The sequence below is a fragment of the Paenibacillus athensensis genome, assembly GCF_004514475.2.
Taxonomy (GTDB): Bacteria; Bacillota; Bacilli; order Paenibacillales; family NBRC-103111; genus Paenibacillus_AL; species Paenibacillus_AL athensensis.
This window is the reverse complement of sequence record NZ_MYFO02000002.1, coordinates 422868-438171: the sequence shown is the minus strand read 5'-3', so window position 1 is coordinate 438171 and position 15304 is coordinate 422868. Positions and strand designations below refer to the sequence as shown.

At 51.7% G+C, this 15304-nt stretch carries 17 protein-coding genes; 3 read left to right on the top strand and 14 right to left on the bottom strand.

Translation table 11 applies throughout. The annotated features are described in order from the left end of the window. The first annotated feature begins 248 nt into the window (after positions 1-248). Positions 249-2960, top strand: coding sequence for a discoidin domain-containing protein (locus B5M42_RS05915; RefSeq protein ID WP_134751967.1), 2712 nt, complete (start codon positions 249-251; stop codon positions 2958-2960). An 85-nt stretch (positions 2961-3045) separates the two neighbouring features. Here B5M42_RS05915 and B5M42_RS05910 read toward each other — a convergent pair whose 3' ends face one another. The 13 genes from B5M42_RS05910 to B5M42_RS05850 all read right to left on the bottom strand — a co-directional run bounded on the left by B5M42_RS05910 (position 3046) and on the right by B5M42_RS05850 (position 11251). Then, positions 3046-3960 carry an AraC family transcriptional regulator gene (locus B5M42_RS05910; protein ID WP_230632717.1) on the bottom strand — a complete coding sequence of 305 codons (915 nt, stop codon included), beginning with the start codon at positions 3958-3960 and terminating at the stop codon, positions 3046-3048. A 168-nt stretch (positions 3961-4128) separates the two neighbouring features. After that, positions 4129-4575, bottom strand: coding sequence for a GNAT family N-acetyltransferase (locus B5M42_RS05905; RefSeq protein WP_167689799.1), 447 nt, complete (start codon positions 4573-4575; stop codon positions 4129-4131). A gap of 32 nt (positions 4576-4607) precedes the next feature. After that, positions 4608-4898, bottom strand: coding sequence for a hypothetical protein (locus B5M42_RS05900; RefSeq protein WP_134751963.1), 291 nt, complete (start codon positions 4896-4898; stop codon positions 4608-4610). Continuing rightward, positions 4895-5641 (bottom strand): hypothetical protein, encoded by a 747-nt coding sequence (locus B5M42_RS05895; protein ID WP_134751961.1) that lies wholly within the window; start codon positions 5639-5641, stop codon positions 4895-4897. The genes B5M42_RS05900 and B5M42_RS05895 overlap by 4 nt, the downstream gene beginning before the upstream one ends. Before the next feature lie 240 nt (positions 5642-5881). Further along, a complete protein-coding gene (locus B5M42_RS05890; protein ID WP_167689797.1) occupies positions 5882-6019 on the bottom strand; it encodes a hypothetical protein in 138 nt (45 codons plus the stop codon). Positions 6020-6037: 18 nt separating this feature from the next. After that, on the bottom strand, positions 6038-6256 hold the full coding sequence (locus B5M42_RS05885) for a helix-turn-helix domain-containing protein (protein ID WP_134751959.1): 219 nt from the start codon (positions 6254-6256) through the stop codon (positions 6038-6040). A gap of 71 nt (positions 6257-6327) precedes the next feature. Beyond that, positions 6328-6525 (bottom strand): helix-turn-helix domain-containing protein, encoded by a 198-nt coding sequence (locus B5M42_RS05880; protein WP_134751957.1) that lies wholly within the window; start codon positions 6523-6525, stop codon positions 6328-6330. Between the two features lie 140 nt (positions 6526-6665). Further along, positions 6666-7094, bottom strand: a complete 429-nt coding sequence (locus B5M42_RS05875; protein WP_134751955.1) for a hypothetical protein — start codon at positions 7092-7094, stop codon at positions 6666-6668. A gap of 15 nt (positions 7095-7109) precedes the next feature. Further along, a complete protein-coding gene (locus B5M42_RS05870; protein WP_167689795.1) occupies positions 7110-8861 on the bottom strand; it encodes a hypothetical protein in 1752 nt (583 codons plus the stop codon). A 151-nt stretch (positions 8862-9012) separates the two neighbouring features. Next, on the bottom strand, positions 9013-9489 hold the full coding sequence (locus tag B5M42_RS05865; protein ID WP_134751953.1) for a phage tail protein: 477 nt from the start codon (positions 9487-9489) through the stop codon (positions 9013-9015). Between the two features lie 77 nt (positions 9490-9566). After that, positions 9567-9890 carry an ArsR/SmtB family transcription factor gene (locus tag B5M42_RS05860; RefSeq protein WP_134751951.1) on the bottom strand — a complete coding sequence of 108 codons (324 nt, stop codon included), beginning with the start codon at positions 9888-9890 and terminating at the stop codon, positions 9567-9569. A gap of 232 nt (positions 9891-10122) precedes the next feature. Then, on the bottom strand, positions 10123-10692 hold the full coding sequence (locus tag B5M42_RS05855; RefSeq protein WP_134751949.1) for a YdeI/OmpD-associated family protein: 570 nt from the start codon (positions 10690-10692) through the stop codon (positions 10123-10125). Between the two features lie 94 nt (positions 10693-10786). Continuing rightward, positions 10787-11251 carry a VOC family protein gene (locus B5M42_RS05850; protein WP_134751947.1) on the bottom strand — a complete coding sequence of 155 codons (465 nt, stop codon included), beginning with the start codon at positions 11249-11251 and terminating at the stop codon, positions 10787-10789. Positions 11252-11351: 100 nt separating this feature from the next. Between B5M42_RS05850 and B5M42_RS05845 the strand changes: the two genes are divergently transcribed. Continuing rightward, complete coding sequence (locus tag B5M42_RS05845; RefSeq protein ID WP_134751945.1) at positions 11352-12263, top strand: helix-turn-helix transcriptional regulator; 912 nt, start codon at positions 11352-11354, stop codon at positions 12261-12263. A 653-nt stretch (positions 12264-12916) separates the two neighbouring features. Here B5M42_RS05845 and B5M42_RS05840 read toward each other — a convergent pair. Next, positions 12917-14662: a methyl-accepting chemotaxis protein gene (locus tag B5M42_RS05840; protein ID WP_167689793.1), complete on the bottom strand. Its 1746-nt coding sequence runs from the start codon at positions 14660-14662 to the stop codon at positions 12917-12919. Positions 14663-14893: 231 nt separating this feature from the next. Here B5M42_RS05840 and B5M42_RS05835 point away from each other — a divergent pair, with 231 nt between their 5' ends. Next, positions 14894-15202, top strand: coding sequence for an ArsR/SmtB family transcription factor (locus B5M42_RS05835; protein ID WP_134751939.1), 309 nt, complete (start codon positions 14894-14896; stop codon positions 15200-15202). Positions 15203-15304: the final 102 nt, after the last annotated feature.

The window sequence follows — 15304 nt, the reverse complement described above, 5'->3', positions numbered from 1 at the left end:
AGTCCTACGCTTCTGCATCGATATACCCGCAAAACTTGTCGAAATAAATCGTTTTCCGCCGTTGGATAGCATAATTGTACAAACATTTAGCAAGCGCTTTCATGGATCATTTCCCGTCTGGGACTGTATGATCAAGAGGTAGATTCTACAAGTGGCGCTGCTTCAAGCCCACTGTGCCTGAATCATGTAAACGGTTCCATTTTGTCGGCAGCACACGAGTCACAAGTACATAAGGAGGCTGACCCTACATGTTGAAAAAACTGCACGTCAAACAAGCGACGCGTTATGTGATGCCGCTGGCTTTATTGGCCGGTATGCTGCCTGCAGCCATCGTACCCGTCCAGAATGCGCAAGCCGCCGTACCATCGCGCGGCGCGGAAATTCCGTGGACCACGTATGAAGCGGAAAACATGAGCACCAACGGTACCGTCATCGGGCCCAAATACGATCCTTACAATGAGGAAACGGAAGCCTCCGGCCAAAAGGCGGTCAAGCTCGACGCCAGCGGCAAATACGTGCAATTCACCGCCAACAGCACGGCCAACTCGCTGGTCGTTCGCTACAGCATCCCGGATTCCTCCGGTGGAGGCGGTCAGGATTCGACAATCAGCCTGTACAAAAACGGCACATTTGTACAAAAGATCAACGTCACTTCCAAATACTCCAAGCTGTATGGCGCATATCCGTGGTCGAACAGCCCAAGCAGCGGCTCGCCCCGCAACTTTTACGATGAAGCCCGCGTGAAGCTCGGCACGATCAATCCCGGCGATGTGATCAAGCTGCAAAAAGATTCCGGCGACGGCGCCGCCTACTACACCATCGATTTTGTCGATTTGGAAAATGTGGCTCCCGCTCTTTCCCAGCCTTCCAACTCGCTGTCCATTACCAGCTATGGCGCAGTCTCAGGCGACGGCGGCGACGATACCGGCGCGCTGATCAATACGATCAACGCCGCCAAATCGCAAGGCAAAACGGTCTGGCTCCCGCCCGGCGACTACAATCTGCGCGGCACGATTAATGTCAGCGACGTGACCATTCAGGGCGCCGGCATGTGGCACACGACGTTCATCGGGGATAACAACTATACTGACGCCAACCGTATCCGCATAAACGGGGTCGGCAGCAACGTGACCTTGTCCGATTTTGCCATCATCGGCAAGCTCACGTACCGCAACGACGATGAAGCCAACGACGGCATTGTCGGCTCGTTCGGCACCAACTCGCTGGTCCGCAACATCTGGGTCGAGCATACCAAGGTTGGCGCTTGGGTCACGAACTCCTACGGCATGCGCTTTGAAGGCATGCGCCTGCGCAACACGATTGCGGACGGCATCAACGCCTGTGTCGGCATGAGAAACACGACCATCTACAATTCCACCGCCCGCAACACCGGCGACGATGCCTTTGCCTTCTGGCCGGCCACGTACCAAGCGGAAAGCAATGCTCCGGGACTCAACGTAATCTCGCACGTCACCGTACAGACGCCTTGGCTCGCGCACGGCGCTTCGGTTTACGGCGGAGAAAGCAACCGCGTCGAAGACAGCGTGTTCCAGGACATCCCTTACGGCGCCGGCGTGCTCGTCAGCAGCACGTTCCCGGGCCGCGGCTTCAGCGGTACAACGACTGTGCAGCGCAATGATATCATCCGCGCAGGCGGCAACGACCACGGCTGGAGCTGGCGCGGCGCTCTGCAATTCGTCGGACAGAACTTCCCGGTCAGCAGCGTCAACGTCAACAACCTGAACATTACCGACACGATCTCTAATGGCATTCAGTTCCAAAGCGCCGGCAGCAGCATGACCGGCATCGCCATCGATCAAGTTAACATCAACCGGACCGGTCTGCGCGGTCAGGGCTACGGCATCGTCGAAATGTCCGGTGCCAATGGTAACGCGACCATCAGCAACACGTCGACAAGCAATACGCCGTCTGGCGGCTGGTCCGACCAATCCGGCGGCTTTACGATCAATGTCGGTTCCGGCAACAGCGGCTGGGCCGGCAGCACGTCGCCGACGGCTACGCCTACTCCTACGCCAACACCGACGCCAACGCCGGCTCCGGGCGGCAGCAGCACCTATGAAGCGGAATCGGCGGCATTGTCCGGCGGGGCCAAATACAATAACGATCATCCAGGCTATACAGGCAGCGGCTTCGTAGACGGCTACTGGAACGTCGGCGCAACAACGCAATTTAACGTTAATGCCGCCGCGGCCGGCAATTATACAGCAACGCTGAAATTCGGCAACTCCAACGGCGCGGCCCAGACGCTGAGCATTTTTGTCAACGGCGCCAAAGTGAAAACGACAACGCTCGCCAACCTGGCCAACTGGGATACCTGGAGTACGAAAAGCGAAACGCTCGCCTTGCAAGCAGGCAGCAACACCATCGCTTACAAATACGAATCTTCGGCTTCCGGTGTGGTCAATATCGATAACCTGACCGTGTCCGGCGGTGGCTCTTCGACGCCAACTCCAACTCCAACTCCAACGCCGACGCCGACACCAACGCCTGCACCAACTGCAACACCGACGCCAACACCAACACCAACCCCGGGCACTACTAACCTGGCGCTGGGCAAAACAATCACAGAAAGCAGCCACACGCAAGTCTACGGCGCAAGCAACGCCAATGACGGCAATCAAACAACCTATTGGGAAGGCGCAGCCAATGCGTACCCGAGCTGGCTGAACGTCAATCTGGGCAGCGTCCAAACGGTCAGCAAGGTCGTCCTGCAGCTGCCTGTCGGTTGGGGCTCCAGAACGCAGACGCTTTCGATTCTCGGCAGTAGCGACGGCTCCAGCTACACGACGATCGTGCCGTCGGCCACCTATACGTTTAATCCGAACGCCAATACCGTGACGATTACATTTGCTGCTACCAGTACCCGTCACATTCGGGTGCAGTTTACCGCCAACAGCGGAGCCACCTCCGGTCAGGTGTCCGAGCTGCAAATTTATTAATCCCGCGCCGCCGCAGCATAGTTGCCATCATAGCGGCCAAAAAAGCTCCGAATTCCGCCACCCGGCGAATTCGGAGCTTTTGTTTTTACAGCGCCTCTACATCCTCGTCGCCCACCCGATTGGCCGGGTCGGGGACAAAATTGCGCCATTCTGTCGGAGAGGCGTTTTTCAGCTTTTTGAACGTGCGGCTAAAATAATAAATATCGTTGTACCCGACGCGCAGCGCCACCTCGGAAACCGTCATCTGCGTTTTGCGCAGCAGATCGGCCGAGCGGTTGATCCGGATGAAATGCACGTATTCCGTCAGCGTTTTATCGGTCAGCTTTTTAAACACGCGGCTAAAATGAAACCGGCTGATTCCAGCCAGCTCCGCCATGTGGTCCACCGAAAGCGGCTCGTTATAATGCTCGTCGATGTAGCGCAGCACCGGCTCCAGCTGCTTCATGCGTTGAAGCTGCAGTCGATAGCTGTCCAGATCACTGGAGGAGGCGATGTACCGCCGGATCAGCAAGGTCATCAGCTTGTAGAGATGCGATTTGATTGCCAGCTCATAGCCTTCACTCTTGCTTTTGATCTCTTCGGCAATCTCTTCGATGCATAGGCCAAACGGCGGGTCGCCAACGATATGATTGCGGAACAGAATCCGATTTTGCGTAATCGGGATCATGTATTTCGTCTCAATCGCATCAACGCTGGAGCTGTGCAGCAGCGCAGGATCAAAAATCAGCACATAATAAATCAGATCCGTTGACGTACACACCCCGTTGTGCAGCTCGTTGCTGTTGATCACGATTACATCGCCGCCCTGCACGTCATACGTGGCCGAGCCGCATTCCACCCGGGCGCTGCCGCGAACGAAATACAGCAGCTCGATATGCTCGTGCCAGTGCGGCTCGAACAGGACAAACTGCAGCTGCTCGCAGGTAAAACGGTACATTTTAATCGGAAATGAATAGTCGGGCATGATCATATGCTGGCGCAGCCGCTCATTTTTGTTCACACAAACGCTCCTCTATGCAGGTAGTAGGCAGTTGGTGTCTAGGTTCCATGCCCGTAGGCGCAATTCCTGCCAGGAAGGAGCAGAGCGTGAAATTTTGCGGTCAGACAGCCTGACGGACATGCAATGTAAAAAAGCCAGAGGAGGCGGACGCCACGGCCAGTGCTCCTTTCACTCGCAAAGTCGCTTTGTCATGACGACCAGCCCGCTATGCACCGTGTAGCCATGCTTGCGATAAAACGCTTCCGCATCGCCGCCTTTTCCCGTGATGAAATAGATTTGCGTGACGTCCCGCTGCTGCAGCTCCGCTTCAAGCGCCTGAAGCAGCTGGCTGCCGATCCCTTTACGCTGCTGGCCACCGGCGACACAAAACTCCACGATCTTGAAGTGCATCCCGTTGTACCAAACCTCGCTGTTACCCATAACCAATCCGAGCAGCCGTCCCTCCTCTTCGTACGCCAATCCGTAAAAATGCGGCGTTTGATACATCACTTGCAATCTGGCGGTAGCGGTTTCGAACGTCCACTGATCGTTCCAGGGCGGCTGGTTGAACACTTCGGCGAACAGTTCGGCGCAGGGGGCGAGAAGGTTCAGGTTGATGGGTCTAATATTAGACATACAGGCCTCCTCCATGTATTTTATCTAAACAGCTATTTTCCATGAAATGTGGTTGTAAAATTAAAGCTATGCCAGCCTTCGTTTATCATTTTTTGAAGGGTAGCTATCAAAACTTTGAATGCTAATTCTTCCGTTTGCATAAGTTTTTTCGCATAGCTTTCATGTTCCTCTCTTTCCAAAATCAACTCTGATGGTATATAGATATCCAAATTTCCATGTACAAAATTACTTCGATATTGATAAAAATCATTTAATTTTTTTATAATTTCTTTTTGATTATGGTTTTCGTGATCCGAAAGGACCAACAGCATTCGTTCCTTCATCGTTTGGAGAATAGCTGCTTGCGGGAGTTCATAAATAGCTTCAATCGCATGGGCAAGCCAAACTGTTTACTTGGACTGATCTTATCTTCCGAACAAAAATGCAACAAAGCAAAGAGGCATTTTACTAATCTGCTTTTTCCTAAGCCGAGTCCCCATAGTTCCAGACTATCGTACCAATATCGAACTTTTTCGACAGGTATATAAGAAACTGACGGCCAGCTGTCGTCCGCCCAACACTCTGAAAAATAGTAATTGCTAATTGTAATCTTCTCCGTATTTCTTCCACTTAAAGTTGCAGCGTATAGATCCAGAAAACCGGGACAAGACAGATTAAGAGCGAGATAAATATGATAAATAAAATTCATGACTATTTGTTCAACAAGCAGAACTTCATCCGATTCTGTATGTACTTGGATGGTTATCGTACTTCCTTGAGGTAAATGTTTAACGATTTCACGGACATATTGATCGAGTGAATCATACTGGTCTTTCACTACTTCGTAATTATTTAATGTCTCTTCTAAAGAGCAACTGTGTGTATGATGTTGCTTATAATCTCTCATGGTCTGTGACCAATCGACATCAATAGTACAAACTATGCCTTCACGTTCAATATTAAAGTGTGAATAAGAATCAGGAATCGAATCCAGCATTTGAAAATAATATTCTTTTCGCTGCTTTTCAAAATTTCCTCCACAGAATCCAAAATGACGAATTTCCAAGCTATACTCTAGTCTTGTCATTGTCTCCACAGCTCTCTTTCTGACGGTTAAAATAAAATTACACAACCGTTTTTACAGACACAACTTTTATTTAACGCTTTCATAGCCTTTTTCAAATAAATGCTCTCCTCATTAACGTTATAATTATGCTGATTTCATATTTTCTTTAAAAGGGCAAAAGTATTACAAAACAAATATAAAAACGGAGAAATCTCCCCTAGGACTTGAATAATTTATCTATTAATTGAAGCAACCGAAGGGCTAGATTTTAGCGTCTATGAACCGTTCCTGAAAGACGGCCGGATCGCCGATCTCGGCGACCAGATCGATCTGGAGAAAATCATGGCCCTCCATCCCGACCTGATCATCGCTGAACAGCTTGAATAGCCATATAGACATGGGCTTGTGTGTGTCCGCTTAAATTCGCCTCCCTTGCAATTCCCGTAACTTTTTTAAGAATGCGACTTTCGCTCTAAGTTTGTCATTTTCAGCCTCCAGTTGCTTCATGGCAAGCTTCTGCTGCTCGGCTTCGAAAAGTTCCTCGGGGGTCTTCTTCCGTCCCCGACCATCCTGCAGCCTAAGCGGGCCCCCATCCTCATATTTCTTCACCCACTGATACACTTGATCGTAGGACACTTAAAATAATCTGCTGTCCTTCTATAATCGCGCTCATGCGCCAAGCAGTAGCGCACGATATCGATTCGCTCCTACCACGTGGTCGTTCTGTTTTTGGTCATAGCTGTTGCTCCCCCATGATACGATTTCAAGCCGCTATGACCATTATACCTGTCGATCCACCGTTTGAGCTGCGTACGGCTTGCGATTTTATATTTCTCGATCAATTCATACTGCGAGTATTGGCCACCCAGATAATCCTGCACGGAATAAGCGTCTGACTTAGACATAGAAAAACTCCCCTCCAAGTAGTCGGTTTATTTATTAAACCTGTCTACTTAAAGGGGAGCATAGCAAGTCAGTCAATACTGACTGCTGGACAGCCTCTTCGTGCGCCGATCCGACAAAAGGCGGCGTTTGCTAATCACCATCAGGTTAAATCATCATAATCCACAGTGCTGATGACATTAAACGCATAGTAACGATCAACTTCGGTTCCTTCCTCCATGCCCACCATCTCCGTCAGCTGTCCGAAAACGTCTTTGGTCGAAAGCCCGGCAAAAATTGCCTCTGCCTCTTTGCGGATATGCGGCTCCCAGTCCATAAATAACGCGGGAAAAAGCCTCGCCAGCACCCCGATTTGCGGCGTCCGGCTGCGCGCAAGACGATGCAGCGCGATCCCGATTAAGGCGGCCTGCACCTGATCCTCGGTCTGGTAGCTGTTCAAAAATTCGACTGCTACAGCCGGCAGCGTGCCGGAAGGGTTCTCGCCCAAATCGGCTGCACATTCGCGCAAGGCCTCGGTTCGTTCAAAAGATTCCTTCGGATGCAGCAACGCGTCGATAACCGTTTCCTTCATGCTCACTCATTCCTTTCAGCTAAAATATTTGATATTGATCACGAACCCCTGCATATTGAACTCCACCACGCCCGTGACAAAGGAGCGCATGAAATCAAGCTGGGACATCTTTTTGCCATGAACCTTCATATTGGAACGTCCGAAATGGATATGGGCTTGTCCATCCGGGGTATTATCCTCGGCGCGAATCGCAAACGCCTTCGTACTCGGAATATCCACCCGATGCGTCTGCTCCTTGTCGTCGTACATATAACCCTGAGCAAAATCCTGATCCACCGGCGTTTGCGCCGATTTGCCGCTAATACCCTGGGTACGCAAGTCCAGACCATACTTGTCCATAAAGCCTTTCGGGAACATGACGCCATACAATCTCGCCCCGCCGCGGTTGGACAGCTCGCCCTCAAAGTTGATAGCTCCGGTATGACCCAGCGCGTAGACCTTCTCACCGCCGCCGTCTCCTCCCCCGATCTGCGGCTCCTTGTCCGTCAACGTCGCCCGATAGTCAGGAATACCCCGCATCCCGTTCAGGAAGGCCAGATCAACCTCATGCACAGCCCCGGGAATCAACGAACCGTCCTTTTCCGGCGAACCCGACTTGCGCGCCAGCACATCGTATTGATTTTCCACTTCCGTCATATGAATGCCTGTAAAATCTTGCTTTTCGGGCATCTTAGGGTTAAAAGGAACTCCGGTCACATTGATCTCCGGGCTTTGCGTCCGCCGTTTAAGACCTGTCGTCACTACGCCTGACAGCATTTTAACAGTAAGCTGGAGATTAAATTTTTTGTCCTGAGCGACTTTATACGTATTGATAAACGACTTGAGGATATTCGCTTCTTCTTTCGTCTGGAGCTTGGAGTTGTCCACAATCACACTTTCCATATCGCCGACGGCCTTGATCAGCGGTTCTTTTTTGGATTCGGACGTAAGCTGTTTCAAAAGCTTTACAATGCCCAGCGCATCCACAGGGTTCGGCACATCGGACTTGATGAAATAATCCAGCGCATCCGAATCGATGCCATTCGTTATTTCCTTATCCGGATTGGCGTAAACAACCTTTTTAAACGGAGGATGGTTCCCGACGAGACGCGCATAGCGGATAATATGATTCCAGCCGTATTTGCCCGCACGGCGTTCAATAAATTCCAGCTCGGTTTGAATATCCTCAGCCCTTGCCTGATCCTTCACGTTATCCAAATCCAGACCCTTGATTTCCTCTTTCAACTCGTCGATTTGTTGCATGAGCTTGGCTTCGATCTTTTCCTCTTTATCGAACGGCGCCATTTCACCCCATTTAATAAGCAGCTGATAAGCCTTCAGCCAGCCGTTAGCGCGAGCAATTTCCCTAAGCTCCTCGAAATCCCCGCCGATGATAAAAACACCGGAAACATCTCCGTCATCAATCATCTTTTCACGACGCTGATACAGCTGATTCGCCTTCTCGATCAAGCTTTCCTCTGTTTTGTATGGAATATCCTTGGGATCGTATTTTCGTTGCACGGACAGTGAACCCGTCGAGCCCCCGCGAGCCGTGATCGACGGCACCTTGGAGCGACGTAATGCCGGCGATGCCGAAGGAACGGCCGATCTGAACAACTGGGCGACGGCGCGATTGCCAATGGTCCGCTGCAGAAACGAAGCCTTGTCAGGCGTCAATTGCAGCGAAGGTATCGTTTCAGCCGACTGGCTGCCGCGAGATTCAACCGCAGACCTTTGACCGACAGAAGCTTGAGAATGGCTCTTTCTTTGCGACGCTAAACGGACCATCGGCACGCACGCCTCCTATTCATGGATCACCTGTTTCTTTGTCTACATCATATCATAAAATGGAAAAAGTTATCGCAATTTGTAAGATAAGCATAAAAAAAAGGATGCCCTTTAGCCATCCGTATGGCACTGGAGCATCCTTACAAGAGTTTCATTCGTTTGCTTCATATTCCCCTTTGATCACAAAAAACGAACCGCGAATCGTTCCGGCCAACTTCGACTTCTGGCGGGCAAATTTAAACTTCTCCTCCAGCTCCTTGGGAATGTCCATCCCCTCGGACAGCTTGAAGCCCACAGCCCGCTTCTTGGGCTCGTCCAGCGGATACAAGACGTTGACCGACAGACCGTCCTCGTAGAACACATAGGTCCATTTGATATTTTCCACTTGAAATTGTGACGTTTCCAGCGGCTTGGCTGCAAACTCAATATTGCGCTCTTCCTTGAGAATGCGATGCACATAATCGAGAATGTCCTGGCTTTCACTGGCCGGTACAACCGTAAACGCGTGCTCGTATTTGTTCATGAAGTAACGGGCTTCATTGGCGCGCAGCCCCGCCAGCGCCTCCGCCACCGGCGAAGATTCCAGACCTACTGTAGATACATTTTTGAAATCAACCTGATAAGCCATTGTTGTTCCTCCTTATATTCGGGCACAAGTCCGAACTTTCTCTTTGCCCTTGTTGTTTAACCGCATCGGGTTTTCTTTTACTCCTCATCCAGCAGCCGGTTCAAGCGCAACATGTTCGTGCTCCAGAACCTGCTGTAAAACGCCAGCCAATCGAGAATCTCTTGCAGCGGCGCAGCGTTCAGCCTGAATCGCGTTTCCCGGCCGACCTTGCGTTCCAGCACCAGGCCCGCTTCCTTTAACACCGTCAAATGCTTGGACACCGCAGTCCGGCCCATCGGGAATTGCGCCGTTAATTCATGGAGCGGCAGCTCCTCGGCCTCGGCCAGCAGACGAATCAGCTGACGTCTCGTGGGATCGGCAATCGCGTCAAACACATCGCGTAACGGATCGTTTTCGCTCACAACACCCTCTCCTATATAGTTCCCATAAATAGGCGGCAAATTTCACCAGCGCGCACGCAAGCCGCCCCGGCGTATGCGGTGACAGCCTGTATTGTCAAAATTGCAATCGGACACCTCTTGGTGTCACTTTGATTATAGGACACTTTTTGGTGTCATGTCAACAGGAATTATACAAGACTTGTTATGGCTGAGCCTGCTTCCCTCGCAGCAGCGCGGCCGGGTCCGCCGAAAGCTACGTCTCCAGAAGACGTCCGTTATCGTTCCATTGACCGTACATGCGATTGGCCCGTGTGTTGGCCAGAAATTTCTCCAATCTGCTTTCGAAAACCTCCGGCTGATTCCTGACGCTCTGAATCGTGTCAATCCGCACCCGTTGATACAGCTTGGGGAACACTATGAAGTGTGCATACGCTTGCTCGTCCGCTTGCAGCCGCAGCTTGATCTCGCGATCCATCACGAAAGATTCAGAGTCCATGTCAGGAAGCACCCGTCTTCCCGCATCCGTCATCAGCCCCAAGCGTTCAAGGCGGCGGACGCGCTCTTTATTCAATTCGGTCCATGAGCTTTTTTTGCTGCGGGGCGACAGCCGCTGGGCCAGCTCTGTCCCGGACACATTCTTTTTGATCCCATCGATCCATCCGAAGCACAACGCTTCCTCAACCGCGTCCAGATAAAGCAGCACACCGGGGACGGGCTTCATGCTCACCACAACCCAGCAGCACGCTTCTGTAGCGGAATGATTGTGCAGCCAAGTTCTTAAATCTTCTCTCGATTGTGCAGGAATCACCTTATCCACGTTCATCTTTAGGGTCACCTGTTCCTTTCAGGGGGGTGATCAGGCAAATGAAATTAAAAAATGGCCTTCTTTTTTAAAGAAGACCACGATTGGCGATCCGTTACGCCTTGCCGGACATGACTTGATCCAGGAACAAATCGGCGTCACTGTTGAATTTCCAAGCGATGCCGTATCGGTCCACCAGCAGGCCGAAGCAAGAAGACCACGGAACGGCCGATAACGGCATAATCACATAACCGCCGACAGACAATTGCGTAAAATACGTCTGCAGCGCCTGCTTATCATCGATAACGAGACTGATCTGGATTTGATTGCCCCGCACCAACTCGCCCGTTACTTTCTGCATGGAAGGCGGGACATCTGACATCATAAGCTTGCCTCCTGCAAATTCAATCGAAGACTCCATGATCATTTTCAATTCATTTTCCGGCATGGGATATGCAGGATCTTGCGAACAATCGCCGAATCTGACCTTTTTAACCGTGTGCGCCTGCAACGCCTCCGAATAAAAATCAATCGCCTGATCTGCCATTCCATCAAAATTAACATAAGCAATAGCTGCCATAAATATTATACCCCCTTCTTGTGATAAAGAAAGTATAATAAATAAGCGATGACATATGTCTGTCACCTTTTTTAAAAAAATTCATCAAGGAGAAAAACCTATGGAGAAGGTCGAGCGACTAATCTCGATTATCATGATTTTGCTGAAAAAAGATCTCGTTTCGGCCACGGAATTTGCCCAATTGTTTCATGTTTCCAAAAGAACGATTCTCCGTGATATGGAAACCCTAAGTTTATCCAACATCCCCATCTATGCGATTCATGGGATTCATGGCGGTTATGGCATCTTGGACGCGTACAAGGTCGATAAACGACTTTTAAACAGTGCAGACCTGGAGAACATCCTGACTGCGCTAAGCGGATTCGAGCAAATTCTTCTGACTGAAGAAGTGAAAGTAACGCTCAAAAAAATAGAAGCAATGGTTAGCCCGGCGTTCCCCAAACGATCCATCCACTTTTCCTTCTATGATTGGGCAGGCCGATCCGAGCTTCTTTACACGCTGCAAATCTGCCAGGAAGCCATCGCGAAGTTAAGACTGATTGCTTACGATTATATAGATAAGCACGGCAACACGACGAACAGGCTCATCGAGCCGTATCAGCTTCATTTTAGCGAATCAAGCTGGTATTTGAAGGGGTTTTGTTTGCAGCGTCAGGAATACAGAACTTTTAAATTATCCAGAATCGATCAGCTACAGATGGAAGAAGCAACCTTCCTCCCTCGCCATGATGGCGCGCAACAAGAGCCGGAAGCCGACTTTCAACCACAGCTTGTTACGATAACGGTATTACTTTCACCCGCTATCAAAGATCAATTCATTGAACGATTCGGGAGAAAAAGCATGGAGGCGTATAATGCCGAATATTTCCTGTCCAATATCCAGATTCCTCGAAACCCTATTGGATTTCGCTTTTTACTGAGCTTTGGTGCGGAATTGGAGATAGTAGGCCCGGCGAATTATGTGGAGGAGTTTCATCATTATGTAAACGAAATTGCGAGGAAATACGTGTGAAATTGGCAAATCTGACGGTTCCATCGCCCATTTTTCTCTTATCAATTAAAAAAGACCGCTCAAGTGAACGGTCTGCATATCTGCTGGAGGTTTCGTTGGTCCCGACTACTCAGTTAGCAATTCTTGTATTTTTCCTTGACCTGACTTACAATCGTTTGGTTGACTCGGCCAAATTTCTTGACCACGATTTGTTTCGATAACGTATAAATCTTAATTGGATAGAACAAGTACCGGCGTTGCTTAGTGGAGGACAGATCACTGAATGGAAAAGGAATCTGCAGGATATCGCCTTGCTTATACATTATTCCAAACCTCGTCATCAATCGGGTTGTTCCAGAATTCAGTGCTTGTTGTACTTGCTGTTTCAAGATCACGGAATGAATCACGTTCCCGCTTCATTTTCAAATAACCAATAAAATCAAGCACTTCAGCCGCATCTTGTTCAGGTATCGTATCAATTAATTTTATGAATCCTATACATATTATTATACCATGACTGACGGCGTTCTGACATATGTGACGCTATCGCCATCTCCCGTCCTTATATTCCACCCGCACCAAACCGTCTGACGTAAAAAGGCTACCCCGTAATCTCTGGATAACCTGATAACACGAAAAACCGCCCGTCCCCGAGCGGCCTTCCTCCTATCCTTCTACACCTTCACCCGCTCCACCGCTTCCCGCAGCCGCAGCGTCATCGCGCTCAGCTCAGCCGCTGCGCTGGCAATCTGCCGCACACTGCCAAGCTGCTGCTCGCTCAAGCTGCGGATATGCTGCGTCTGGTCGGACGACACCTTGGCGATGCCGGCGATTTCCAGCACCGAAGCCGAAACCTCCTGCGAGCCGGCCGACATTTGCTCGGTTGCGGCCGAGATGTCGACGATCTGCCCGCTGACGAGCCGGAACATCTCGACGACATCGGCAAAAGAACGCTCCGCCTCCGCCGACAGCTGCGTGCCCGTGCGCACCTCCGTCACTCCCGATTCCATCGCTTCGCTGATGCGCTGGGTTTCGGTTTTGACGTTTTGCAGCAGGGCCGCGATCTGGCGCGTCGATGCCGTCGCGTCGTCGGCCAGCTTGCGCACCTCGCCGGCCACCACGGCAAAGCCAGTGCCGTGCTCGCCCGCCCGCGCCGCTTCAATCGAAGCGTTCAGCGCCAGCAGCTTCGTCTGCTCGGCAATGTCGCTGATCGCCGACAGCGCCCCTTCGATCTCGCGCGAATGGCCGCGCAGCACGCCAACGCGCTGGGCCGCTTCCTCGGCCGACGTCGCAATCGTGCGGATTTGCGCGTTCATCCGGCCGAGCGTCGTCTTGCCGGCCTCGGCGCTCTCCAGCGCCTGCACGGACGCGTCGGACACCGACGACGACGCCTCGGAGACGCGCTGAATCGTCAGCGTCATCTCCTCCATCGCCCGCGCGCTTTCCTCCGAGCTGCTGCGCTGGGCCAGCGAGCCGCTCGCCACCTGCTGCGCCGCCGCATCCACGCGCGTGTTCATCTCCAGCACGTGGCGGGCATCGCCGGCCAAACGCTCCGACGCCCCGACGAGCTGCTCTGACGCTGAAGCGATGTTCGCGACGATTTGCCCGACAATCGCGTTCAGGCTCTCCGACATGTGCGCCACCGCCTTATACAAAGCGCCGACCTCATCTGAGGACCGCACAGGCTGCGCCTGAAGCAGCCGGTTCGCTTCGGCAAACTCGCCCAGCGCAATCCGCTCCGCGCCTGCCACAATGCGCTTCAGCGGACTGAGCGCGCGCAGCAACACCCAAATGATGAACGCAAGGCCCAGCAGCGTCAATGCCAGAATGACAGCAAACATCGGAACGCTACTGCGCACGACGCTGCCGGCGATGCTGTCGATCGCTCCGGCCTCCGTATCAATGCCGAGGACGCCGAGCACCTTGCCGTCCTTCGTCTTGATCGGAGCATAGGACGACACGTATTTGCCATACTCGGGATTATCAATGACCGGGGAGTAGGCTTTTTCCCCCTGAAGCAACAGGGCAATCGCATCCGCCGGAATATCGGTCACTTCATTGATCGGCGAAGCGGCATCCGAATCCTTAGGCTGTCCGTCAATGATGATCAGCGGCCGGCCAGCCTCGTCAATCCGCACGACATACACATACAACGCCCCGATCTGCGTGCGATAGCGGTCAAGCTCTCCGCGAATCGCCCAATACGTCTCGTTCTCGGCCGGAGCCTGCAAAAATCCGCCCAGCCGCTCCACATCCATCTGCTGCGCATAGCTTGTGGCCAAGCGCACGCCGTATGTCGTTATGGCATTTTGCGCCGCCGTCTTGGCGCTCCCCACCTGCAGCCAAATATAACCCGCGGTCAAAAGCAGCATCACGATCATCACCACCGCGCCAATGCGCAGCGCCAGCTGTTGTCTCATCCAAACGTTTCCCTTCATCTGTACCATCAAGCCCTTTCTATCGTTCAGTGGCCAACCCATACCTTTGCAAAATAAATTCGACACATTTCGCGAAAGCCCTGCTAAATGCGGCATGAAGACTGCACGTTGCCCAAGCAGGCATCCAATCGCCGGATAAATCCATTATACTCATAAAACGGCTAGACAGCAGCTACCCGCAGGCGTATACTAGCGGAATGAGGAGGGCTGCCAATGAACGATCACAAAAGCTTTCAGACCTGCGTCAAAATATATAAAGCGCTCGGCGAGCCAACCCGCCTGCGCATCGTCCAGTTGTTGGGCCGGCACGGGGAGCTCAGCTGCATGGAGCTGCTCGAACGTCTCCAGCTATCGGCAGGTTCAACCGTTTCGCATCACTTGCGGCTTTTGCTCGATTGCGATCTGCTCGCGCTGCGCAAGGAAGGCACCTACCACTACTACAGCCTGCAAGAACAGATGCTGCGCCAATATGCGCCAGCCATCGCGCCAGACCACGGCGAAACCGAACCAACCGGCGGTTAAAAACCTGTATGGAAATCAAGTCAGCTGCTTTTGCGCTTGATATTTCTATATTTACATAGATATCGAAATACCAAAGAGAGAAATCGGAAAAGGAAGTGGAAA

Coding starts and splice junctions, on each gene's coding strand:
- B5M42_RS05855 (WP_134751949.1), bottom strand. CDS start 10,692: ATGAACGTGGATAAGGTGATTCCTGCACAATCGAGAGAAGATTTAAGA.
- B5M42_RS05895 (WP_134751961.1), bottom strand. CDS start 5,641: ATGACAAGACTAGAGTATAGCTTGGAAATTCGTCATTTTGGATTCTGT.
- B5M42_RS05865 (WP_134751953.1), bottom strand. CDS start 9,489: ATGGCTTATCAGGTTGATTTCAAAAATGTATCTACAGTAGGTCTGGAA.
- B5M42_RS05905 (WP_167689799.1), bottom strand. CDS start 4,575: ATGTCTAATATTAGACCCATCAACCTGAACCTTCTCGCCCCCTGCGCC.
- B5M42_RS05870 (WP_167689795.1), bottom strand. CDS start 8,861: ATGGTCCGTTTAGCGTCGCAAAGAAAGAGCCATTCTCAAGCTTCTGTC.
- B5M42_RS05845 (WP_134751945.1), top strand. CDS start 11,352: ATGGAGAAGGTCGAGCGACTAATCTCGATTATCATGATTTTGCTGAAA.
- B5M42_RS05875 (WP_134751955.1), bottom strand. CDS start 7,094: ATGAAGGAAACGGTTATCGACGCGTTGCTGCATCCGAAGGAATCTTTT.
- B5M42_RS05840 (WP_167689793.1), bottom strand. CDS start 14,662: ATGAGACAACAGCTGGCGCTGCGCATTGGCGCGGTGGTGATGATCGTG.
- B5M42_RS05880 (WP_134751957.1), bottom strand. CDS start 6,525: ATGTCTAAGTCAGACGCTTATTCCGTGCAGGATTATCTGGGTGGCCAA.
- B5M42_RS05915 (WP_134751967.1), top strand. CDS start 249: ATGTTGAAAAAACTGCACGTCAAACAAGCGACGCGTTATGTGATGCCG.
- B5M42_RS05890 (WP_167689797.1), bottom strand. CDS start 6,019: ATGTCTATATGGCTATTCAAGCTGTTCAGCGATGATCAGGTCGGGATG.
- B5M42_RS05900 (WP_134751963.1), bottom strand. CDS start 4,898: ATGAAGGAACGAATGCTGTTGGTCCTTTCGGATCACGAAAACCATAAT.
- B5M42_RS05850 (WP_134751947.1), bottom strand. CDS start 11,251: ATGGCAGCTATTGCTTATGTTAATTTTGATGGAATGGCAGATCAGGCG.
- B5M42_RS05835 (WP_134751939.1), top strand. CDS start 14,894: ATGAACGATCACAAAAGCTTTCAGACCTGCGTCAAAATATATAAAGCG.